This is a genomic window from Pseudomonas imrae, assembly GCF_046352735.2.
Lineage (GTDB): Bacteria > Pseudomonadota > Gammaproteobacteria > Pseudomonadales > Pseudomonadaceae > Aquipseudomonas > Aquipseudomonas imrae.
This window is the reverse complement of record NZ_CP110853.2, coordinates 2,444,383-2,466,779: the sequence shown is the minus strand read 5'-3', so window position 1 is coordinate 2,466,779 and position 22,397 is coordinate 2,444,383. Positions and strand designations below refer to the sequence as shown.

Below are 22,397 nucleotides of genomic sequence, written 5' to 3'. Positions count from 1 at the left end.
ATATACTGTCACACTTCTGACCGTCGCCGCTTTCTGGCATCCTGCGCCTCCATTTTCTGACCCGAGCACGTATTTTGTCTGACGCTCAAGCCCCTCGCCCCCGCTATAAGTCCGACCTGATTTATGGTCTGGAAGATCGTCCGCACTTTAGCGCGGCGATTTTTGCCGCGTTGCAGCATGTGCTCGCCAGCTTTGTCGGGATCATCACACCCACGCTGATCGTCGGCGGCGTGCTGGGCCTGGAAAGCGAAGTACCTTACCTCGTAAGCATGGCGTTGTTTGTCTCGGGCCTGGGTACATTTGTCCAGGCGCGGCGCTTCGGCCCGGTGGGTTCGGGTCTGCTGTGCCTGCAAGGCACCAGTTTTTCGTTTATCAGTGTGATTCTCAGCGCCGGTTTCATGGTCAAGGCCCGGGGCGGCGGCACCGATGAAATTCTCTCGACCATCTTTGGCATCTGTTTCTTCGCAGCGTTTATCGAAGTGGTACTCAGCCAGTTCATCGGCAAGCTGCGCAAGCTGATCACCCCGGTGGTCACCGGCACCATCATTACCCTGATGGGCTTGTCGCTGATCAAGGTGGCCGTCACCGACATGGCCGGTGGCTATGGCGCCAGCGACCTTGGCGCAGCCGGCAATATGGGGCTTGCGGCATTGGTATTGCTGACGATCGTGGTACTTAATCGCTTCAACAACCCATTCCTGCGCCTGGGCTCGATTGTCATCGGCCTGACCCTGGGTTTCGTGGTTGCCTGGTGGCTGGGCCGGGTAGATCTGGCTGCATTGCCTCAAGTGCCGCTGGTCAGCGTGCCCGTCCCGTTCAAGTACGGGTTTTCGTTTGATTGGGTGGCGTTTATCCCGGTGGCGGTGATTTTCCTGATTTCACCCCTGGAGGCCGCAGGCGACCTGACGGCCAACTCAATGATTTCCCAGCAGCCAGTCAAGGGGCCGCTGTACATCAAGCGCATAAAGTCTGGCCTGCTGGCCGACGGCTTGAATTCGGTCATGGCAGCCACGTTCAACAGCCTGCCGATGGTGACCTTCGCCCAGAACAACGGGGTGATCCAGTTGACCGGCGTGGCCAGCCGCTACGTGGCATATTTCATCGCCGCCCTGCTGGTGCTGCTGGGACTGTTCCCGATGATCGGCGCGGTTTTGCAACTGATGCCCAAACCGGTGCTGGGCGGGGCAACCCTGATCATGTTCGGCACAGTCGCGGTGGCCGGGATCAAAATCCTCGCCGAAGCCGGCCTGCATCGTCGCAACGTGTTGATCGTGGCCATCTCATTGGGGATGGGCCTGGGCGTTGCAGCGGTGCCGGAAGTCTTGCGCGAACTGCCCAAGGCGCTGCACAACATCTTTGAATCGCCGATTACGGTCGGCGCGTTCTGTGCGATCCTGCTGAACATATTCCTGCCTGAAGAGTTCATAGAGCTGGAAGAAGATGAATTTGAGCCGGAAGCCTCGACCCTCAAAGTGATGCAGGACCCGGACGCCACCCAATAGGACACCTTATGCGCAGACTGATCGGCCTGACCTTGTCCCTGGTATTGCTCAGCCTGAGCGCCTGTGCACTGTTCCCCAATCGCGACCCGGTGAACATCAACGTTGTGGGGATCGAACCGCTGCAAAGCCAGGAGCTGGAGGTACGCTTCGCGGTCAAGCTGCGTGTACAGAACCCCAACGAAACAGCGATCGACTACAACGGCGTGGCCCTGGACCTGGAGGTCAATGGGCGGCCACTGGCCTCCGGCGTCAGCGACCAGCAAGGCTCCATCCCGCGATTCTCCGAAGCGGTCCTGATGGTGCCTGTGAGCGTTTCTGCGTTTTCGGTGTTGCGTCAGACCCTGGGCCTGAGCCAGACCCAGAGTTTGAACAACTTGCCCTACGTGCTGCGTGGCAAGTTGGCGGGCGGGCTGTTCGGCACCATGCGCTTTGTCGACCGTGGCACGCTGGACCTGCCCAACACCGTCACTTGGTGAAACAGATGGAGGGTCCTACCCCATGGACGCGCTACCGACGCTCTATACCGAACGCCTGATTCTGCGCCCGCTGACCCTGGACGATGCCGAAGGGATCCAGCAACAGTTTGCTCACTGGGAGGTGGTGCGTTACCTCAACGCCCTTGTACCTTGGCCCTACCCGGCCGATGGCGCCCGCACCTATCTGGAAAATATTGCACTGCCCGCCATTGCCCAGGGCCGCGAATGGCATTGGTCGATTCGTCTCAAGCAAGCGCCGGAGCAATTGATCGGCAACGTGAGCTTGATGGACGAACAGGATAACAATCGAGGCTTCTGGCTCGGCCCGCAATGGCAAGGTCAGGGCTTGATGGCTGAAGCCAGCGAGGCGGTCACCGAGTATTGGTTCAGCGTGCTCAAACGACCGTTGATGCGGGTGCCCAAGGCAGCACCGAACCGGGCGTCGCGGCGGATATCCGAAAAAGCCGGAATGCGCTTGATCCGGCGTGAGGAGGGACTGTTTGTGGAGGGGGCTTTCCCGAAGGATATCTGGGAAATGACCCGCGAAGCGTGGCTCGCCAGGCGATAAACCGCACGCTTGGCCAGCCCCTTTGGTTACCCGCCAGGTTTTTACTTGTTGGCCGCCATCAAGCGATTGACTTCACTGCGCACCATGTTGGCAAACTCCGGGGGCGACATGCCATCCAGTTCCGAGCGCACCCATTCCGCCCATTTGCCCTTGCGCTTGGAGCGCTCGCCAAACAATCGCGCGCCCTCACCCTTGGCTTTACCCAGGTTGCTTTGCCACAAGTCGTACAGGCGGGACTTTTCATCTTCAAGCGCTGCGCGCTCGGCGAGGGGTTTGTTGGCCAGATTGAAACTCATGTGGAATTACCTGCTACACAAATAGGTGACATCTTACACTGTAGGTCGAAAGGTCCGAATCCGGATTTTTGTTGCGCGGGTAATTGTCAAAAATAACCTGCAACTTTTGCCGACCTTTCCGACTCCATTGTTCATTGCCCACCACCAGCCAAGGAACTATTCAATGGCCCGTAAAACTTCCGCACAAGCTGTCGAAGAACAAATCAAGGATCAGGCGTTCAGCGAACTCCAGGCACTGATCGAGGAGTCCGACAAACTGCTAAAAAGCAGCGCGTCGCTGATAGGGGAAGAAGGCGAAACCCTGCGTGAGCAGGTAGCGTTGAAGCTCAAGCAGGCCCTGGATTCGGTGTCCAGCGTACGTGAGCGCAGCAAGCCAGTAGTGGATGCCACCGAACACTACATCGGCGGCCACCCATGGCAGACGGTCGCGATCAGCGCAGGCTTTGGCCTGGTGGTCGGCCTGTTGCTGGGCCGTCGCAACTGACAGCTGCCTTCGCAGAGGCGGGTCGCCCGCTTCTGCGATTATTCGTGTGCCAGCATCTGCAACCGCTCCAGTTCTTCCCGATCGATAACGATCCCCTCCTTTTCGGACTTGGCCCTTGCCCGATGGCGACGCTCGCCCGGCAAGCGTTTCAACCCTGAGGCATGCATCTGCCGCACCAGTTCCTGGCTGCGTTTGGCAAAGTCCTGCCCGGCGCTTTTAGCGGGGTCAATCACGATCAGCAACTGCCCGGTCCAGGGTGTCTTGGCGCCTGGGTGATTGGACCAGTCGAACTCGAAGGAAAAGTTACCGCCGGTCAAGGCTGCGGCCAACAGTTCAACCATCATCGACAACGCCGAACCCTTGTGCCCCCCGAACGGCAACAGCGCGCCACCTTCAAGGATGGCCTTGGGGTCCTCGGTCGGCTGGCCCAGGCTGTCGACGCCGGTGCCTGGCGGTACACGCTCGCCTTTGCGTGCGGCAATCTGCACGTCACCATGGGCGATGGCACTGGTGGCCAGGTCAAACACAATCGGCATTCCATCGGCGCACGGAGCAGCAAAGGCGATGGGGTTGGTGCCGAACAAGGGGCGGTGGGCGCCGTGAGGTACCACGCACGTCATGCTGTTGACGACGCTGAGGGCTACCAGCCCTTCATCGGCGAAGGGCTCGACATCCGGCCATAGCGCCGCGAAGTGATGGGAGTTACGAATAGCCAACACCGCGATTCCCGCGCTGCGCGCCTTCTCGACCAGCAATGGACGTGCGGCAGCGAGTGCCGGCTGGGCAAAACCATTGCCTGCATCGACCCGCACAAAACCAGCAGCAACGTCCTCGACCACCGGCAGCGCCGCACCGTCAACCCAGCCGCTATCGAGTGTCGACACATAACCTGGAATACGAAACACCCCATGGCTGTGGGCGCCATCGCGTTCGGCACTTGCACAGTTGTGCGCGAGAATGGCCGCCACCTCTGGTGAGGTGCCATGCCTGATGAATACCTGTTCCAGCAATGCCACCAAATCGGTGAAGGCGAGAGACTGCGCGGACATTTGAAGCTCCGTTTTTATGATTGGAGGGGCAACAAAAATAGACATTCAGACGTCGATTAAACAACCCATTGCGTATCCGCTGTCAACCTGCGTTTAACTCGATATTGGCCCCCGGCAAGGCGTCAGTGCGCCTCTACTCTGCCGATCCGTACATCATGGCGGGACGCCCCGGAACGCTCTGCTTTGTCGATGCGGGGGCCTGGGCAGGTCCCCGGCGAGGTTGATCAGTCTTTCTGGTCGCGCAGGATATTGCCCGACGCGCCGTCGATTCGAGCCTCGTAGACCACACCGTCAGATTTGCGGCCCTTGATCTCCCAGTAACCATTGTCGTCTGCTTCAGCCTGGTAGACCTCAACATAGCCAGCCTTGGTCTTGGCCGTCTCGATGGCCTTTTCAATGGTGATCCAGCCAGCGCCCGGCTTGTCGGCAAGAGCAGCACCAGCACCGAACAGCGCCGCAGTGGTGAGCATTACAGCGAGGGTTTTCTTCAGCATTTTTATGACTCCGTTGTAGAGAATGGCTTTCAGATCCAGAATTTTAGGGTGTCTTGCCCCCTAATTAGTTCCACATTGATGCTCATACGCCATTATCGCTGTTCTCGGCGCCCTGTCTGGAAGGTTAGAATGTAGGAAATCAGGAACAGAAAATGAAAGAGCAGTCCCTATCAGAAGTCGAATATGACGCTATCACCGATGCCGCCGCGCACTGGTGTATGCGCCTGCACGCTTTTGATTGCACGGCTGCCGAGCGTCAGGCGTTTGAGCAATGGCACGACGCTCATCCCCTGCACGCCTTCGAATACGCGGCCATGCTGGAGATCTGGGATGTGGCTGATCATTTGCCACGTAGTGAAGCGGTCGCGCCGCCGGTCCCTCTCCCCCGCCCCGGACGCTGGCGCAACTACGCATTAGCCACCGCGATATCACTGGTGGCGATACCGTTGGCAGCATTCATCGGTTGGGAAGCGGGTTGGGTACCCAGTTCGTATGAGCATTACGCCGCGCAAGACAGTTTGCGCAAGGTACAACTAGCTGACGGCAGCCAAGTAGAACTGAACGTGGGCACCGACCTCGTCTACAGCAACTATAAGGACGAACGACGGCTCACCCTGAAAAAAGGTGAAGCGTTCTTCAATGTCAGTCATGACGCTGAACACCCGTTCGTGGTGCGCGCTGGCAAGGGCCAGATCCGTGTCACGGGCACCCAGTTCAACGTCTGGAAATATGAAGATCGCGTGCGGGTCATGCTGCTGGAAGGCTCGGTGAACATTACCGGCAATGCCAGCCAAAGCGGGCTCAGCCTGACCCCGGGCATGCAAGCCACCTACCACCGCGGTAACGCACTTCCACGCGTTACCCCATTCGCTCCCGAAGACGGGGCGCTGGCATGGCGGACAGGCAAGTTGATTCTTGACGATCTGGCCCTGGCAGATGCTCTACCGCTGATCAACCGCTACCTGAGCAAACCAGTCATGCTCGCGGATACTGCAACGGGCGCCATACGCATCGGCGGAATCTACGATGTCCAGGAAGTCTCCCATCTCGTCTCCTCCTTGCCCAAGGTCCTGCCGGTCTACCTGACCCGCAACCAGAACGGCAACACGGTACTTAACTCAATACCGGGCAAAGCCCTCAAGCCCTGAGCCGAGCACTGCCTGGCGTGCGGTCTGCGCCTGCTCGCCCCCTTTCCGATCTGTCCGATTCTGAAACACTCATCTCGCCTCGACAGGCCTGCTGCATCGGGTCAGTTGATTTTTCATGGATTGTGTTTCACAACTGAAACAGCGTTGACACTCCCCTACATCCATACCGACCGGGGCTGGCTTGCGCCGGGTGTTTCACCCTTGAAACACCTCAATCAACATTGGTCCGGTGGTATCTCCCAAATTCTTGAATAAATAGAGTTTTTAAAAAGCGGCACGGCTTCTGCTCTATTCCTGGCAACGCTGTTTAGGGTCAGCGTTAAAACAAGGAATGATGCCGTGGCAACTCTCGATTCAGGTTTGTTGAGCCGACTGCTGATCAGCTGTGTACTCAGCACCAGTGTGAGCGTTCCTGTTTCCGCGCAGGACGGCGTCATCGTCACCGGGCGCAACGTCCAAGGCTTTCACGTGGGACGCCCGGCCTTCGCTCCTGATCCCTATCCCGCCACCGCCAATGCCAACCCCGCCAAGCAGATTCTGCGCGCCACCGGGGGTGAACTCAGCGACAAGGAATTTGCAGGTGTCAGCAGCGGCTCCAGTATCACTCGCGCGATCCTGCCAAACGGCGATCTCCCTGCTTTAAGCAACACCCTGGGCAACCACTCGGCCGGCCTGGGCACCGGCGGGGCCGCCGGTCACGGCAGTGGCAGCAACCTGGGGGGCCAGATCAGCGGCCAGATCGAACGCGGCATGGCGCCCTTGCATAACATCGGCAACATGATGGGGGTTGGCCAATGACACGCCCATGGCTGGTCCTCGCCGTGCTGGGTTGCTCGCCAGCCGTGGCCGATCACGGTAGCGACGCCGTAATCAATCACTCAGGCCAACAGTACACCGGCGTGATTTCGGTCAACCAGGCCGCCGGCAATCAGCAACAACAGATCAATAGCCGGACCATCACCGTCAGCGGACAGTCCAGAGGTCTACTCACCCAGAAACTCGACGGCAAGGTCGACCCTTCCCTGAATGCCAACGCGGCGATCCAGGGCAGCTCTTTCAGCAATGGCAACGGTGTGCTGGGTGTCAACCAGTCGGCCGGAGCCAGCAACCAGATGATCAATGCCGTGCGGATCAGCATCAACCCTGGCCCGCAAAGCATCGATGACAGCGCGCTCTCACAGCAGAACGTGACGCTGTTACCAAACTCCGGTTCCACCTCTACCACTGGCAGCCGCCAGGTCGTTACCAGCGACCAGGCCTTCACCGGCAGCCGTGGAGTGGTACAGGTGAATCAGAGTGCAGGGGTGGGGAACCGCATGGCTAACACCCTGGGCATCACTATCAAGTAACCCCTTGATAGGTGTTCGTCAGACCGTACCAACACTTAACCAACAAATCAGAAGCAAGGAGATACACCATGAAACCTACAATGGCCCTCAAACCACTGGTTTTCGCTCTCGCTGCGCTCATGGCTGTTGCTGCACAGGCGGGTCCCGCCGAAAAATGGAAACCAACCCCTGTAGTCACTGGCACCGTGGCTGCCGTTGTCACAGACACCCAAGTCAGCGAAGACAACACATTCGACGACACCCAGACCACCAACAATGCGTCGGCCAACGGCTCGCTGAACGGCAGCAACGGTAACCTGGGCGGCAACGTGGCTGCGGGCTCGGGCAACCAGCAAGATAACGCTGCGGCAATTACCAGCAGCGCCGACGATGCTGCATCGGTATTCGCCGTAGCCGACATCTACCAGGGTAGCGAAAACAACCAGTTCGACAGTAAAGGCGCGCAGAACAACGCTTCGCTGAACAACTCGGCCAATAACAGCTCCGGCAACGTCGGGGTCAACGCTGCTGCCGGCCAAGGCAACCAGCAGAAAAACAACCTGGCTATCGTGACGGCTGACGGCAACAACGTCGCTGCTGCCTCGAACACCGAGCAGGTGTCGCTGGACAATGAGTTCCTGAATGCCGCGGCCAGCAAGCATGGCTATGGCCAACCTCAGTATGTGGTCAACAACGCCAGTCTGAACAACTCAGGCAACAACGCCAGCGGCAACATCGGCATCAATGTGGCCTCAGGCCAAGGCAACCAGCAAAGCAATACCCTCACCCTGGGCAGCGGCTGCACCGTCTGCGCAGCGGGCAGCAACGTACGCTTCTGATGCAATGGGGCCTTGGCGACAAGGCCCTTTTTCATACCCGTGCCCAACAGGTCATTCGATCATGCGCCTTGCGACCTTCACACTCTTGCTGTTACTCGCCAGCCCTTCGTGGGCGGGGCAAATGGCGATTGCCGCGATGCCCGGTGGTGCAGTGATCTTCAAGAAGGTCCAGAGCCTGCGTGAACACAGGTTCACCAACCTGGTGGAGCAGAAAACCGATTTCAGCTGTGGTGCTGCGGCACTCGCAACCGTCCTGCGCCAGGCCTACTGGCTGGACGTCGACGAAGAACACATCATCAAAGGCATGTTGATCAACGCTGACCAGAACCTGGTGCGCACCCAGGGTTTCTCCATGTTGGACATGAAGCGCTATCTCGAAAGCATCGGCATGCGCGCAAGGGGCTACAAGATCGGGCCAGACACGCTGGCCACGGTGAAAATCCCGGTCGTGGTCTTGCTGGAAATTCGCGGCTACAAACACTTCGTGGTGATGCAGCGCGCCGATAAAGATTGGGTCTATATCGGCGACCCGGTACTGGGTAACAAACGCTATACGCGTGACGATTTCGTCAAGGGTTGGAATGGTGTGGTATTCGCGGTTCTGGGAGAGGGCTACGACAAGAACAACGCCCTGCTCGATCCGCCAAACCCGCTGACCGCCAGGCACCGCCTGAATGAGTTCAAGCCCGTGGGCGACTCGGAACTGATGGAGTTCGGTTTCATCCAGAGCGATTTTTTCTAGGGCGAACAAGGAGCAGGACGCTTCAGGAGCAGATGATGAACACTTTCCGTTGGCTGACGGCCATGTGCCTGGCAGCCGCGCTGCCCGCTTACGCTTCCTCGGCGTTCAAGCCGATCGAAATGAACGACTCGCAATTGGCTGAGCTTCGCGGGCGCTTCGTGATGCCGGGGCGGATTGTGAGTTTCGGCCTGGTCATGAGCACCACGTGGACTAACGCGGCCGGCGATACCAGCACGGTGGCGGCCAACATGCACATCGATGCTTCCACCGTCACCCCGCAATTCTATGTCCAGACCACCAGCACTGCTGGCACAGGCACCAGTCGCCCCACCGGCTCCGGCACGGTGATCGGCGGCGCGGGCCTGGGCAGCGGCAAGGGCGTCACGCAAAGCGTACGGGCGGCAGGTGATGGCAACTCGGCCTACAACAATGTGGGCATCAACGTCACCGAAAACGGCCTGGCCCCGGCCAACCTGATGCAATCGGGGCAGGTGCTGGTGGCTGGCGGGTCCATTGCCGGTAACAGTGCTGCCGGCAGGGTCAGTATTTCGGCTAACCATGGGGGCCTGCAGATGGCAATCCAGGCCAACGGCAACCAGGGCAACGCAGTGCAGCAAATCGGCGGCGGCAACGTGCTGCAGGGCACGGTTTTGCAAGGCAACGGCAACTTCGTCAACAACATGACACAGCTCAACGTAGTGCTTGGCAGCAACACCCTGAACAACGCCGCGCTGAACTGCAACCTGGATCAACTCAAAGGCCTGCGCGCCCCTGGTTACTGATCTGTGTTGCCCCTCGACACTTACGCCTTGGAAAAGGACGGCCTATTTCATGCATCGTTCGTTATCGCTCCGTGCGGTTGTCTGCTTAAGTGCGCTCTTGCCTGCGAGTGTGTTGTACGCGGCGCCTGGCACCGACATCGAAAACCTCAAGCAGGAACTGCTGGACCTGAAGCAGCGCTATGACGCGCAGCAAAAAGCTTTGGCGGTGCTGGAGCAACGGGTACGTCAGGTTGAAGACCAACCTGCGACGCCTGCCCCCAGGCGCCTGGCAAAATCGCCAGCCGACTTCAAAAAAGGCGGGAGCACGCTAGCAACTGCCAGCAGTCCGGGGGCTGCGGCGGGCGGCAGCTCTTATGGGAAAGCTCTCAAGGATGACTCAGCCCCGGCGCAAAGTGTCAGCAACTTATACGATGAGGCCAGCGGATTCTTTGGCAGTGGCAGGTTCAGTGTTGAAACAGGTATTACCTATGCCCGTTACGATGCTCGGCAGCTGACCCTCAATGGTTTTCTGGCGTTGGACTCGATTTTCCTGGGCAATATCAACCTGGACCGTATCAAGGCAGACAACTGGACGTTTGACCTGACCGGACGCTACAACCTCGATAATCGCTGGCAGTTCGACGTCAACGTACCGCTGGTGTACCGCGAGTCGACCTATCAGTCAGGCGGCGCCAATGGCGGCGATCCACAAGCGACCTCCGAAGAATCGGTAAGCCGTGACCCTTCACTTGGCGATGTCAATGTCGGGATTGCCTACAAATTCCTCGACGAGTCGCCAAGCATGCCAGACGCCGTAGTCTCGGTACGGGTCAAGGCCCCGACCGGCAAAGAACCTTTCGGCATCAAGCTGGTGCGCTCGACCGCCAACGACAACCTGTATGTGCCGGAAAACCTGCCGACCGGCAACGGTGTATGGTCGATTACGCCAGGTATTTCGCTGGTCAAGACGTTCGACCCGGCGGTGTTGTTCGGCTCGATTTCCTACACCCACAACTTCGAGGGCTCGTTTGATGACATCAGCAGCGACATCAACCAGAAAGTCGGCGGCAAGGTACGCCTGGGCAACAGCTTCCAGATAGGCGCCGGCGTAGCCTTCGCCTTGAACGAGCGGATGAGCATGTCGTTTTCGGTGTCCGACCTGATTCAACGCAAGAGCAGACTCAAGCCCGATGGCGGCGACTGGCAATCGATTGTTTCCAGCGACGCCAACGCTGGCTACTTCAATGTCGGCATGACCATTTCCGCCAGCGAAAACCTGACCATCGTCCCCAATCTGGCAATTGGCATGACCGATGACGCACCTGACTTTACGTTCAGCCTGAAATTCCCGTATTACTTCTAGAGCAAACAAACCTAGCGGATCTGGTGCTTGTGCAGTAACCGGTAGAATGTCGGCCGGGAAACCCCAAGCATGCGCGCGGCGACACTCAGGTTGTCGCTGTGCCGGTGGAGTACATCACACAGAGCCTGCCGTTCTGCACGGTACTTATAATCCTCCAGTGTCGCCATTGGCAGTGCGGTTGCCTGCTCGGTTTGCAAGCCGAGGTCGGCGGCTTCGATCTGGCGCCCTTCGGCCAGCACCAGGCCCCTGCGCACACGGTTGGCCAGCTCCCGGACGTTACCTGGCCATCCATGCTTACCCATGGCGTCCAGCGCATCTTCCGTGAAGCTGCGAGGCCGACGCCCGGTTTCCTGGCTGTAAACCCGCGAAAAATGATTGGCCAGCATGCCGATGTCGCCATGCCGCTCGCGCAGGGGCACGGTCATGACTTGCAGGACATTGAGCCGGTAATACAAGTCTTCCCGGAACAAACCCTTCTCGATAGCCGCCTCCAGGTTCACGTGAGTCGCAGCCAACACCCGTACATCCACCGGTATTGGCTGGCTGCTGCCAACACGCTCGATCTGTTTTTCCTGGAGAAAGCGCAGCAGGTTGGCCTGCAACTCCATTGGCAGGTCGCCAATTTCGTCAAGAAACAAAGTGCCGCCATGTGCCGTTTCGATACGTCCGACCTTGCGTTGATGGGCGCCGGTGAACGCGCCCTTTTCATGCCCGAAGAGTTCGGACTGAATCAAATGCTCGGGAATGGCCCCACAGTTGATTGCGATAAAAGGCTTGGCATGACGTTGAGATTGTCGGTGCAGGGTCTTGGCGACCAACTCCTTGCCAGTGCCGCTGTCACCGCGAATCAGGATCGGCGATTCGGTCGGGGCCAGCTTTGCCAGCAGCTTGCGCAGTTCACGGATCGGCCGGCTGTCACCCAGCAGTTCGTGCTCCGGCTCGTTTACTTGCGCCGCGACCTTGCCGCGCAGACGCGCCATGCCAAACGCCCTGCCCAGCGTCACTTGCACGCGCGACACATCAAACGGCAAGGTATGAAAGTCAAAAAACCATTCGCAGACAAAGTCACCAACATTCTGCAGGCGCAATACCTCAGGACTCAACACCGCGATCCATTCCGTGCCGCTGCGGCTGATCAGTTCCTTGACGGCTTCCGGCCGCTCCAGATGAAACGGTTGCAAGCGCAACAAGCCCACGTCGCAGATGCCATGTCCTACCGCATCCAGCGCACCGCTGGAGACGTCCCATCCAGCGGCCCTCAATCTCGGTAATAGCCGATGACAATCATCACAAGGCTCGACCACGAGCAAGCGGCGCGGCGCAGTTGTCTCAAGCATGACTCTTCCTTGGCGTCAAAATTGTAAAATTATTTAGAAACAACAGCTTGGAATGACTGCCTACAACCCTAGCAAAATATTGACGACCCCCTTGTACCATTTTGCGATAAGCACGTTATTTGAATAGGCTTTTATTCGCCCCTTGCGCTGAATTGCCGCAGCCATATCTTTCAGGCAGCTTTCAAAAGCGCGCCTGACATGACGTTAATCACGAAAGTTTGAAAATTGTTGCTCTAAGATGTGACCCGTACCGTGCCTTCGTGCATCAGTACAAGTACGAGCCGAACGGTAAGCCCAACCGACGGCACATCATTTGATTGGGCATTTAGAGAGAAGACCCCATGAACGCCCCGCTCCGCATCAACGAAGCTCTTTTGATCGCAGACCGTGCATTTCAGCCCTTTCAGTGCGTGGCCTGGCACGACGGTAACGGCGCCCTGTCGCTTTCCGTCATCGACCGCACCAACACCCGTATCGGCAGCAAGCAACTGTCCTCCAGTACTTATAGCGACCCGGCACAGCTTGAAGGATTGTTGCTGGAAGTGCGTGCCGAACTTGATAAAGAAGGTCATCAGTTGCAGTCCTGGGCAATGCCCAAGTAACTATTCGCCGTTACTTGATGATCAACGTTATCGATCAACTGTTCGACAAGAGCGATTACCAAGTCGCGGTAGTGGTCATTGCATCTAGATGCATGTTTATCCTGAATCGATAAAGTGGCGAACGATGTAACTCGTTCGCCACAGTCATGAGCACATTCTTATCGAGCCGACAGGATAAACCGCTCAATGGCCTCTGCCACACCGTCCTCGACATTGCTGCCGGTAACTATCTGGGCTGCACGCTTGACCACTTCTTCAGCCTGCCCCATGGCAATCGATAATCCGGCGACGTGAAACATTGCCGGGTCGTTGCCGCCGTCACCAATGGCCGCGGTCTGTTTCATCGGCACCCCCAGGTGCGCAGCGATGGTGGCCAGTGCTTCACCTTTGTTGGCTTTCATCGCCGTCACATCCAGATAGACCGGTTGTGAACGGGAAGCCTGAGCGAGCCCTTCGACCCTTGGTTGTAATTGCGCCTCCAGCTCGATCAGCAACTGGGCGTTGAGGCTGGCAGCGACGATCTTGTCGATGCACGCAAGAAATGGCTCGAAACTTTCGACCACGACAGGTGCGTAGCCTAAGCCATGTTGTTCGCGTGCAACCATCGGGCCTGTTGGGTCACGCAACAACCAGTCGCCCCCGGCAAATACCCAGGTTTCAACCTCGGGATGTGCCGAAAACAACGCCAGGGCAATCAACGCCGCGTCCATCGGTAAATGGTGGGCCACCAGAATGCTGCCGTCCGGGTTGACGATAGTGCCGCCATTGAACCCAGCCGTAGGCACATCGACCCCCAGCGCTTCGATCTGCTGCAGCATGGCTTTGGGGGGACGCCCGGTGGCCAGGCTGAAAAACACTCCGGCCTCGCGCAATGCGTGCACCGAGTCAATGGTGCGCTGGCTGAGGCTGTGATCCGGCAGCAGCAACGTACCGTCCATATCACTCAACAGAAAACGGATGGGATGAATCGTCTCGTCACTCATCCGAGGCTATGCCAGGTACGACCATCGCGGGCCAGCAAAGCGTCTGCCGCCGCCGGACCATCTTCGCCAGCCTTATAGGCTTCAATCCCATTGTCTTCCTTCCACGCATCGAGGAACGGTTGCACTGCACGCCAGCCGTTTTCGATGTTATCGGCGCGCTGGAACAACGTCTGGTCGCCGCTCAGGCAGTCGTAGATCAGTGTTTCGTAGCCGGTCGATGGTTGCATTTCAAAAAAGTCCTTGTAGGCAAACCCCAGTTCGATATTGGCCATATCGAGGGTCGGCCCGGGTTTTTTCGCCAGCAAATCGAACCACATGCCTTCGTTGGGCTGGATCTGGATCTTCAGGTAGGTGGGCTTGAGCGCATCCACCTCCGTATCGCGGAACTGCGCATAGGGCGCGGGCTTGAAACAAATGATGATTTCCGTGTCGCGAATGCTCATGCGCTTGCCGGTACGCAGATAGAACGGCACGCCAACCCAGCGCCAGTTGTCGATCATCACTTTCAAGGCAACGAAAGTTTCGGTAGTGCTGTCGGGGGCGACGTTGGCTTCTTCACGGTAACCCGGCAATGATTTCCCGCCAATTTCACCTGCGCTGTACTGCCCCCGGACCGAGTTGGCCCGCGCATCCTCCACCGACCAGGGACGCACCGCACCGATCACCTTGGCCTTTTCCCCCCGCACCGCATCGGCGCCAAAGGCAGCTGGCGGTTCCATGGCAATCATTGCCAATAATTGGAACAGGTGGTTGGGCACCATGTCGCGCAAGGTGCCTGTTGTTTCGAAAAAACTGCCACGGGTTTCGACGCCGACGGTTTCGGCGGCGGTGATTTGTACGTGGTCAATGTAGTGATTGTTCCAGAACGCTTCGAACAGCACGTTGGAAAAACGGCTGATCAAAATGTTCTGCACCGTTTCCTTGCCCAGGTAATGGTCGATTCGGTAGATCTGCTTTTCCGTCATGACCTTGAGCAGGCAGGCGTTCAAGGCCTGGGCGGTGGCAAGGTCGGAGCCAAACGGCTTTTCGATCACCACACGGCGGAAGGCCTCAGGGCTTTCGTCCAGCAGATTGGCGCGCCCCAGGCGCTGCACCACCTCACTGAAGAAGCGTGGCGCGGTGGCCAGGTAGAACACCGCATTGCCGGTACCGCTCGCGGCGATTTTTTTGCCGATATCGGCATAAGTCGCGTCGTCGAGAAAGTCGCCCTGTACGTAGCTGATGCCCTTGGCCAGTTGGGCCCACAATTGCGGGTCCAGGGTATTTTGGGCATTGCCTTTGCTCTTGCTGGCAGCCTCCGCGCGGATGAACTCTTCGAGTTTCTTGGCGAAGTCGGCATCGCTGATAGCGTTATGGTCCACGCCAACGATGCGCAGGCCATTCCCCAGCAGGCCATCGCGGCTCAGGTTATACAGCGCCGGCATAAGCAGGCGCTTGACCAGGTCGCCATGGGCGCCAAACAGAAACAAAGTGGTCGATGGAGTGGGTTCGGCCTTGGGTTTCCTGCCGTTTACGGTCATTTTTTGGAAGTCTCCACGTGTCCACCAAAGCCAAACCGCATGGCTGAGAGCAGCTTGTCACCGTAGGTGCTTTGCTGACGCGAGCGGAAACGCGCAAACAACGAGTTGGACAGCACCGGTACCGGAACCGATTGCTCCATGGCGGCCTCGATGGTCCAGCGCCCTTCGCCGCTGTCGGCCACGGAGCCTGAATAACCGTCGAGCTTCGGATCGGTGGCCAGGGCATCGGCCGTCAGGTCGAGCAGCCAGGACGACACTACGCTGCCGCGACGCCATACTTCGGCGATGTCAGCCACGTTCAGGTCGAAACGTTGATCTTGCGGCAGATTCTCCGAGTTTTTGGTCTTGAGGATGTCAAAACCCTCGGCAAAGGCCTGCATCATTCCGTACTCGATGCCGTTGTGGATCATCTTGACGAAGTGCCCGGAACCGGCAGGGCCTGCATGAATGTAGCCACGCTCGGCGCGATCATCGGTAGCGGTACGGTCCTTGGTGCGCGGGATATCGCCCAGGCCTGGCGCCAGGCTGGCGAAGATCGGGTCCAGATGCTTGACCGTCTCGGCGTCACCACCAATCATCATGCAATAGCCGCGTTCCAGGCCCCAGACACCGCCGGATGTGCCGACGTCGATATAGTGCAGGCCTTTTTCCGCGAGGGCCTTGCCCCGGCGTACGTCATCCTTATAGAAAGTGTTGCCGCCGTCGATAATCACATCGCCGGGTTCCATCAGTTCGCTTAATTCCTGAATCGTGGTTTCGGTGGGATCGCCCGCCGGCAACATGACCCAGACCGCCCGCGGCTTTTGCAGCCCGGCAACCAGGGCTGGCAGGTCGACGACGCCGGTGGCACCCTCTTCACTCAAACCTTTGACGAATGCTTCATTGCGGTCAAAAACCACAGTGGTATGCCCATTGAGCATCAAGCGGCGCGCAATATTCCCGCCCATGCGGCCTAGTCCGATAATCCCCAGTTGCATGTGTTGATGCTCCTAACTACAAATAAAAAGTGTGCGACAGTTTATAGCGCAATGAGGCTAATGAGTGATTAGTCCGACGCCAATCGCGCGAGTTTCATGACAAAAAAAGGCCATCATTTCACCATCAACCCAAGAAAAGTCACAGCGACCATGAAAAATAAAAAAGTTCCATTGTGCCAAAAAAGAAATCAGAATTGGCCCGACTGTTGCCCAGAGCTTCGACTCAAGCGCTCTGGCACCGCGACACACCGGCAATTTGCGAGGTAAGCAATGAGCACTGCACAGATGACACGCCCACAGACCCTCTACGTCACCATCCTGCGTGATGAGCTGCGTCAGTTGAAAGACGAACGCGACCAACTGCAACAGGAAGTGATGCGTCTACGTGCGCATTTGCAGGGCCAGCTTGCTCAATCAACAGGTGCAGTACCTGCGGTCTGCTGAAGTACAGGCAAAATCTTCGACAACTCTCACAAACTTTTCACACGTTCTTACCGATAATCCCGCGCGACAAGGCTGCCCATTGCATGGGTGGCCTCGATTGCGTGCAGTCAATGCGCAAATTCTGGGAAAATTATCAGGTGGGAACGCTGGATGGCGATGTTTAAACGCAGCAGTAAGTCTGCGAAAGGATTTGATTGGGCCGGCCTCGGCTGGATGTTCCTGTTTTTCTGGTACTTCTCGGGGATTACGCAACTGCTGATCCAACTGACCGGCACCTCCGGCTTCAGTGGGTTTCGCCAGGCTTTCTTCATGAGCGCCTTGTGGCTTGCGCCAATGCTGCTGTTTCCGCGGCGCAGCCGCCTGCTGGCAGGGCTGATCGGCGTAGTGCTGTGGGCATGCTCCATGGCCAGCCTGGGCTACTTCTTCATTTACCAGCAGGAGTTTTCCCAAAGCGTCATCTTCATCATGTTCGAGTCGAACATCTCTGAAGCTGGCGAATACGCCACCCAGTACTTTGCCTGGTGGATAGTCCTGGCATTCATTGCCCATACGGCCTTGGCGATATTCCTGTGGACGCGCCTGCGCCCGGTCTACCTGCCGCGCGGCCAGGCGATGCTGGCGGCTGCAGCCATTGTGGTCGCAGTTATCGGCTACCCGCTGGTCAAGCAAATCGCCAAAAGCGAGACCATGGAGCTGGCCATCGACCGCTTCGAAACCCGTATCGAGCCGGCCGTTCCATGGCAGATGATCGTCGCCTACCGTCGCTACACCGAACAACTGGACAACATGCAGGGGATGCTGGACAACGTCAGCAAGATTCCGCCCCTGACCAACCTCAAGGACAGTACCGCTGGCCAGCCCTCGACGCTGGTGCTGGTGATCGGTGAATCGACCAACCGCCAGCGCATGAGCCTCTATGGCTACCCGCGCAATACCACTCCGGAGCTGGACAAGCTACGCAGCCAACTGGATGTGTTCGATAACGTCATCACCCCGCGGCCTTACACAATCGAAGCGTTGCAGCAGGTGCTGACGTTTGCCGACGAAGACAACCCCGACCTTTATCTCAAGACGCCGTCGATTGTCAGCGTGATGAAACAAGCCGGCTACAAGACCTTCTGGATCACTAACCAGCAGACCATGACCAAGCGCAACACCATGCTGACAACGTTTTCCGAACAGGCTGACGAGCAGGTGTACCTGAACAACAACCGCAACCAGAACGCCCGCCAATATGACGGTGATGTGCTGGAACCGTTCTCCAAGGCCATGGCCGACACTGCCGAGCGCAAGTTCATCGTTGTGCATTTGCTGGGCACGCACATGAGCTACCAGTATCGCTACCCATCGACGTTCGACAAATTCACCGATCGCCAAGGCGTGCCGGACGGCGTGCGTGACGACCAGTTGCCGACCTATAACAGCTACGACAACGCGGTGCTTTACAACGATTTTGTGGTGTCGAGCCTGATCAAGGATTACGCCAAGAACGACCCCAACGGCTTCCTGATGTACCTTTCCGACCACGGCGAAGACGTGTTTGACTCGGCAGGCCACAGCACCCTGGGCCGCAATGAAGGCAAGCCGACGGCGCCGATGTACACCATTCCGTTCATGACGTGGGCCTCGCCAAAATGGCGGGAAACCCATAACTGGAACGTTCAGGGCGATCTGCAGCGCCCCTACAGCAGCTCGCAGTTGATTCACACCTGGGCTGACATGGCCGGCCTGAGCTTCGACGAGCTGGACCATCGCCGCAGCCTGGTCAGTGACAGCTTCAAACCGCGCCCCCTGCTGATTGGCAATCCTTATGAACGCCAACAGAAAGCCCTGATCGATTTCAGCCTGATAAAACCCAAGATCAACCCGGGCGACATGGTAGCCAAGTAACTCCTGCAGGCCCGGGTTTCACACGCGCAAAGCGCTGTGACCCGGGTTTTTGCATCATAAAGATAACAATTATTCTCGTTTATAGCTAAAGATCCCCTCCTCCTTTCGTCTTTGTGCCAATGGCATTTTTTCATTGACGACAAGGAGTTCGCCGCGATGTTCGCGCCTGTTACCCGTTCCATGACTTTGACTCTCGGGCTTTTCAGCGTTGTGCTGAGCATGAATCTGCAGGCGGAAAACGCCTCCGAACAGCCCAAAACACCCGCCCAAGCCTTGGAACTAGGCACCACCAGCGTCACCGCCCAGGGGCTGGGCACCACCACCGAAAATAGCGGCACCTACACCACAGGAGCGATGAGTACCGCTACCAAGTTGAATCTGTCGATCAAGGAAACCCCGCAGTCGGTGTCTGTCATCACCCGACAACAGATGGATGATTTTCACCTCGATACCCTGACTGAAGCCATGCGCCAGACCACCGGCATTGTCGTGCAGCACACCGACTCGGACCGTGTCGGGTATTCCGCCCGTGGTTACTCCATCAACAACTTCCAGATCGATGGCATGCTCAACACGTTCGGCCGCATGAAGACCGATGCCGACACCATCATTTACGACCGTATTGAAGTGGTGCGCGGCGCAACCGGGCTTACGACCGGCGCAGGTGATCCCTCGGCCACGATCAATATGGTGCGCAAACGCCCGACAGCCCAATGGCAGGCGAAAACCGGTGTCAGCGGCGCATCCCATGATAACTATTACAGCTACGTGGACGTCGGCGGCCCGCTGGCATTCGAGGGACGGCTGCGTGGACGCGCAGTCATTGCCTATCGCGACAGCAAGTCATTTCGGGACAACTACGCCCAGCAACGCGAGGTGGGCTACGGCATCCTCGAAGCAGACCTGACAGATGACACCGTTCTGGCCGTGGGCTACGACTATCAGAACAAACATGTCCAAGGCACCTCCTGGGGCACTCTGCCGTACTGGAACAGCAACGGAGGCAAGGCCAAGCTGCCCCGCTCCGCCAACCTGGCGGCCGACTGGAGTTCGTGGCCGCTTGAGGACAAGATCGCCTTTGCCACACTGGACCACCGACTGGCCGATGACTGGCGCCTGAAAGCCGCGTATACCCATCGCCAAAGCGACACCGACGGCAAGGTGTATTACGGCGGCGCCGGATTTCCCAGTGACGACCGCAGCGGCATGATGGCCTGGACCAGCCACATGATTGGCGAAACCAAGATGGACGTGGTGGATTTGAACCTGGCGGGCTCTTATTCCTTGCTGGGACGCGAGCATGAACTGATGGTCGGCTATGGCGAAGCCGAGCTCAAGTCGTCATCGCCCCTGGTGCTCAGAGGCAAGACTGCGGCGGGATACACCACTATCGATGACTGGAAACACATGGGTGGGATCGGCAAGTTTCCCGACACAGTCACCGGCCTGAAAAGCGAAGAAGGCAGTACCCGGCAAAAGGCCGGCTATTTGGCGACACGCCTGAGCCTGACCGATCGCTTGCATGCGGTGCTGGGCAGCCGCTATGGCAGTTGGGAAATCCAGAGCAAGGCCTACAGCTATAAAAGCGCTGACAAACAGACCATCAGTAAAACCGGCCAGACCCACAATGACATGTGGACCCCTTACGCAGGCTTGCTGTACGACCTGACTCCGGAGTACACGGTCTATGCCAGCTATACAGACATTTTCAAACCTCAGTCTGAACGCGACAGCAGCAAGAAATACCTGGAGCCAGTCGTGGGCAGCAACTATGAGGTGGGGGTCAAGGGCAGCCTGTTAGACGAGCGTCTGAATATTGCTGCAGCCTATTTCTGGAGCAAGCAGGACAACGTGGCGGAGCTGGATGACTTGGCCCCACCCGATCCCAAGACCAATGAACAGTTCTACAAGTCCGGCGGCAAGGGCAACAAGGTCAACGGCTTTGAAGTAGAGATGTCGGGCGAAATCCTACCGGACTGGAACCTCACCGCCGGCTACACCTATACCCATTCGCTCAATGGCAACAAACAACGCAACCGTACCGATGAGCCGATGAACCTGCTGCGTGTATCAACAGCCTATAAGCTGCCCGGCGAATGGCGTGCCCTGACCGTAGGCGGTGCGGTCAACTGGCAGAGTGATTTCTATGAGTTCACTAACCGCCCTGTCGGGGGAGGAGCGCGAGATAACGACGGCAACCTTGTCACCGAGAGCGCCAGGATCAGCCAGCAGGCGTACACCGTAGTGAATGTGATGTCCCGCTACCAGTTTGACCAGCACCTTTCTGCGTCGCTGAACGTCAATAACCTTTTCGATAAAAAGTATTACGAGCGCGTAGGCTTTTATAATGGCGTTTATTGGGGTGACCCACGTTCGGTCACCCTCGCCCTGGATTGGAAGCTTTAATTCAATCTGCGCAGCATCAATCCAAAGTTAACAACCCCGTTAACTTTGGACTCGCAGGCGTTAACTCCCACTTAATAAAATTCCTACAGACTCTTCCCATAAATCTGATCAAGGACGGTACAGATACCGATCACATTTACTGGAAATACACGCAATGAAATTATCGACATTGATGCTTGCTGCTGTGATGAGCCTGACCTCTGCTGCTGCTTTCGCCGAGGGCGGCGCGGAGCGTGTGAAGGAGTATTACAACAACTTCAGCTTCATCCAGGAAAAAACCCACGGCAGTACCGAACAGACCGCCGCTAGCGACGCCAAGCCGGCGGATGCCGACACCGCTGAACCCGCGAGCGATAGCCAGGGTTCGAGCTAACGCAATTCGTACTACCCTGCGCCATTCCGCTCTGATGGCGAAGGTCTACTTGGCGCCCGCTATCGGGCGCCTTTTTTATATCTGGAAATTAATCCGTCAGGATTAAACTTGCTTCAAATTATTACAAGTAACAGATCACGACGCATTGTTAGTGCCAACGGCGCGCTGTTAATCCTTGAGAGTTAAAGCGGTTTACTCCAGAACAACATACGGCCATGGGCAGTATCAAAGACCGCATCGTCAAAACCGAACTTGCGGTAAGCCCCCTGGGCTGCCGCGTTGCCCTCCAATACTTCCAGGGTGATCTTGCAGCACCCACGCTGGCGAGCGATTTCTTCGACTTTCTGCAGCATTTTCTGACTCAGCCCCAAGCCACGAAACTTATCCATGACCGCCACATCGTGGACATTGACCAATGGGCGACAGGCAAAGGTCGAGAAACCTTCGAAGCAATTCACCAACCCGGCCGGCTCACCGCCGACAAAGGCCAGAACACTGAAAGCGTGGGGCCGCTTGGCCAATTCAGCAGGTAATTGTTGCAGGAGGTCCGCTGGCAAGCCCTGGCCACCGCCCATTGGATCCTGTGCGTAATGGTTAAGCACCAGGCCAACGGCCTCGGCATGTACCGGGTTGCTGTAGCTAGCTTGCAGCACCAATATTTCTGCGGCTTCCATTTCCTTCCTCGATAACAGCTGTGTGGGGATTGCCTCCCCCGGGCCCCCGATTGTAAGCGCGGCGCAGGCTTTAGATGAAGGAGATTAACTACATCTTGCTGAAGGAAAACAGCATCAGGCACGGCACACGCGAACGGACCC

General features: G+C 57.7%; 24 protein-coding genes. 16 read left to right on the top strand and 8 right to left on the bottom strand.

The window, feature by feature from the left end:
• The first annotated feature begins 74 nt into the window (after nt 1-74).
• From OQ460_RS11060 to OQ460_RS11050, 3 genes are read left to right on the top strand one after another with little or no spacing between them, the layout of a single operon-like run.
• Complete coding sequence (locus OQ460_RS11060) at nt 75-1,502, top strand: nucleobase:cation symporter-2 family protein (protein WP_410021832.1); 1,428 nt, start codon at nt 75-77, stop codon at nt 1,500-1,502.
• A gap of 8 nt (nt 1,503-1,510) precedes the next feature.
• Complete coding sequence (locus tag OQ460_RS11055; RefSeq protein ID WP_410021831.1) at nt 1,511-1,978, top strand: LEA type 2 family protein; 468 nt, start codon at nt 1,511-1,513, stop codon at nt 1,976-1,978.
• A gap of 22 nt (nt 1,979-2,000) precedes the next feature.
• On the top strand, nt 2,001-2,546 hold the full coding sequence (locus tag OQ460_RS11050; protein WP_410021830.1) for a GNAT family N-acetyltransferase: 546 nt from the start codon (nt 2,001-2,003) through the stop codon (nt 2,544-2,546).
• 41 nt (nt 2,547-2,587) lie between these two features.
• Here the strand turns inward: OQ460_RS11050 and OQ460_RS11045 are convergent, their stop codons facing one another.
• Nucleotides 2,588-2,842 (bottom strand): hypothetical protein, encoded by a 255-nt coding sequence (locus tag OQ460_RS11045; RefSeq protein WP_410021829.1) that lies wholly within the window; start codon nt 2,840-2,842, stop codon nt 2,588-2,590.
• Nucleotides 2,843-3,005: 163 nt separating this feature from the next.
• Between OQ460_RS11045 and OQ460_RS11040 the strand changes: the two genes are divergently transcribed.
• Nucleotides 3,006-3,326 carry a DUF883 family protein gene (locus tag OQ460_RS11040; RefSeq protein ID WP_410021828.1) on the top strand — a complete coding sequence of 107 codons (321 nt, stop codon included), beginning with the start codon at nt 3,006-3,008 and terminating at the stop codon, nt 3,324-3,326.
• A 38-nt stretch (nt 3,327-3,364) separates the two neighbouring features.
• Here the strand turns inward: OQ460_RS11040 and OQ460_RS11035 are convergent, their stop codons facing one another.
• Nucleotides 3,365-4,375, bottom strand: a complete 1,011-nt coding sequence (locus OQ460_RS11035; RefSeq protein WP_410021827.1) for an Ldh family oxidoreductase — start codon at nt 4,373-4,375, stop codon at nt 3,365-3,367.
• A gap of 224 nt (nt 4,376-4,599) precedes the next feature.
• Nucleotides 4,600-4,869, bottom strand: coding sequence for a PepSY domain-containing protein (locus OQ460_RS11030; protein ID WP_410021826.1), 270 nt, complete (start codon nt 4,867-4,869; stop codon nt 4,600-4,602).
• Between the two features lie 152 nt (nt 4,870-5,021).
• Between OQ460_RS11030 and OQ460_RS11025 the strand changes: the two genes are divergently transcribed.
• The 7 genes from OQ460_RS11025 (at nt 5,022) to OQ460_RS10995 (ending at nt 11,050) form a co-directional block, all read left to right on the top strand.
• The gene (locus OQ460_RS11025) at nt 5,022-6,017 is read left to right on the top strand and encodes a FecR family protein (RefSeq protein ID WP_410021825.1); all 996 of its coding nucleotides are present in this window, start codon (nt 5,022-5,024) and stop codon (nt 6,015-6,017) included.
• A 339-nt stretch (nt 6,018-6,356) separates the two neighbouring features.
• Nucleotides 6,357-6,815, top strand: coding sequence for a hypothetical protein (locus OQ460_RS11020; RefSeq protein ID WP_410021824.1), 459 nt, complete (start codon nt 6,357-6,359; stop codon nt 6,813-6,815).
• Entirely contained in the window at nt 6,812-7,366 is a 555-nt protein-coding gene (locus OQ460_RS11015; protein WP_410021823.1) for an adhesin, read from the top strand. Before OQ460_RS11020 ends, OQ460_RS11015 begins: the two co-directional genes overlap by 4 nt.
• Before the next feature lie 68 nt (nt 7,367-7,434).
• Nucleotides 7,435-8,184, top strand: coding sequence for a hypothetical protein (locus OQ460_RS11010; RefSeq protein ID WP_410021822.1), 750 nt, complete (start codon nt 7,435-7,437; stop codon nt 8,182-8,184).
• A gap of 61 nt (nt 8,185-8,245) precedes the next feature.
• Nucleotides 8,246-8,926 (top strand): C39 family peptidase, encoded by a 681-nt coding sequence (locus OQ460_RS11005; RefSeq protein ID WP_410021821.1) that lies wholly within the window; start codon nt 8,246-8,248, stop codon nt 8,924-8,926.
• 35 nt (nt 8,927-8,961) lie between these two features.
• Nucleotides 8,962-9,708, top strand: a complete 747-nt coding sequence (locus OQ460_RS11000) for a hypothetical protein (RefSeq protein ID WP_410021820.1) — start codon at nt 8,962-8,964, stop codon at nt 9,706-9,708.
• A 49-nt stretch (nt 9,709-9,757) separates the two neighbouring features.
• Nucleotides 9,758-11,050, top strand: a complete 1,293-nt coding sequence (locus OQ460_RS10995) for a hypothetical protein (RefSeq protein WP_410021819.1) — start codon at nt 9,758-9,760, stop codon at nt 11,048-11,050.
• Nucleotides 11,051-11,061: 11 nt separating this feature from the next.
• On the opposite strand, the gene OQ460_RS10990 is transcribed toward OQ460_RS10995, so the two are convergent.
• Complete coding sequence (locus OQ460_RS10990) at nt 11,062-12,387, bottom strand: sigma-54 dependent transcriptional regulator (protein ID WP_410021818.1); 1,326 nt, start codon at nt 12,385-12,387, stop codon at nt 11,062-11,064.
• Between the two features lie 341 nt (nt 12,388-12,728).
• On the opposite strand from OQ460_RS10990, the gene OQ460_RS10985 reads away from it, so the two are divergent.
• Nucleotides 12,729-12,989, top strand: a complete 261-nt coding sequence (locus tag OQ460_RS10985) for a hypothetical protein (RefSeq protein ID WP_410021817.1) — start codon at nt 12,729-12,731, stop codon at nt 12,987-12,989.
• Between the two features lie 158 nt (nt 12,990-13,147).
• On the opposite strand, the gene OQ460_RS10980 is transcribed toward OQ460_RS10985, so the two are convergent.
• Genes OQ460_RS10980 through gnd form a run of 3 tightly spaced genes read right to left on the bottom strand, consistent with a single transcriptional unit; the run spans nt 13,148 to nt 16,469 of the window.
• Complete coding sequence (locus tag OQ460_RS10980; RefSeq protein ID WP_410021816.1) at nt 13,148-13,972, bottom strand: HAD family hydrolase; 825 nt, start codon at nt 13,970-13,972, stop codon at nt 13,148-13,150.
• Nucleotides 13,969-15,492 (bottom strand): glucose-6-phosphate dehydrogenase, encoded by a 1,524-nt coding sequence (gene zwf, locus OQ460_RS10975; protein WP_410021815.1) that lies wholly within the window; start codon nt 15,490-15,492, stop codon nt 13,969-13,971. Before zwf ends, OQ460_RS10980 begins: the two co-directional genes overlap by 4 nt.
• Nucleotides 15,489-16,469, bottom strand: a complete 981-nt coding sequence (gene gnd / locus OQ460_RS10970) for a phosphogluconate dehydrogenase (NAD(+)-dependent, decarboxylating) (protein ID WP_410021814.1) — start codon at nt 16,467-16,469, stop codon at nt 15,489-15,491. Before gnd ends, zwf begins: the two co-directional genes overlap by 4 nt.
• A gap of 285 nt (nt 16,470-16,754) precedes the next feature.
• On the opposite strand from gnd, the gene OQ460_RS10965 reads away from it, so the two are divergent.
• From OQ460_RS10965 to OQ460_RS10950, 4 genes are all read left to right on the top strand, one after another.
• Nucleotides 16,755-16,913 (top strand): DUF6026 family protein, encoded by a 159-nt coding sequence (locus OQ460_RS10965; RefSeq protein WP_410021978.1) that lies wholly within the window; start codon nt 16,755-16,757, stop codon nt 16,911-16,913.
• Between the two features lie 150 nt (nt 16,914-17,063).
• Complete coding sequence (locus tag OQ460_RS10960; protein WP_410021813.1) at nt 17,064-18,803, top strand: phosphoethanolamine transferase CptA; 1,740 nt, start codon at nt 17,064-17,066, stop codon at nt 18,801-18,803.
• 156 nt (nt 18,804-18,959) lie between these two features.
• Nucleotides 18,960-21,209 carry a TonB-dependent siderophore receptor gene (locus OQ460_RS10955; RefSeq protein ID WP_410021812.1) on the top strand — a complete coding sequence of 750 codons (2,250 nt, stop codon included), beginning with the start codon at nt 18,960-18,962 and terminating at the stop codon, nt 21,207-21,209.
• Between the two features lie 154 nt (nt 21,210-21,363).
• Nucleotides 21,364-21,582: a hypothetical protein gene (locus OQ460_RS10950; RefSeq protein ID WP_410021811.1), complete on the top strand. Its 219-nt coding sequence runs from the start codon at nt 21,364-21,366 to the stop codon at nt 21,580-21,582.
• Between the two features lie 182 nt (nt 21,583-21,764).
• Here the strand turns inward: OQ460_RS10950 and OQ460_RS10945 are convergent, their stop codons facing one another.
• A complete protein-coding gene (locus tag OQ460_RS10945) occupies nt 21,765-22,256 on the bottom strand; it encodes a GNAT family N-acetyltransferase (RefSeq protein ID WP_410021810.1) in 492 nt (163 codons plus the stop codon).
• Nucleotides 22,257-22,397 lie beyond the last annotated feature (141 nt).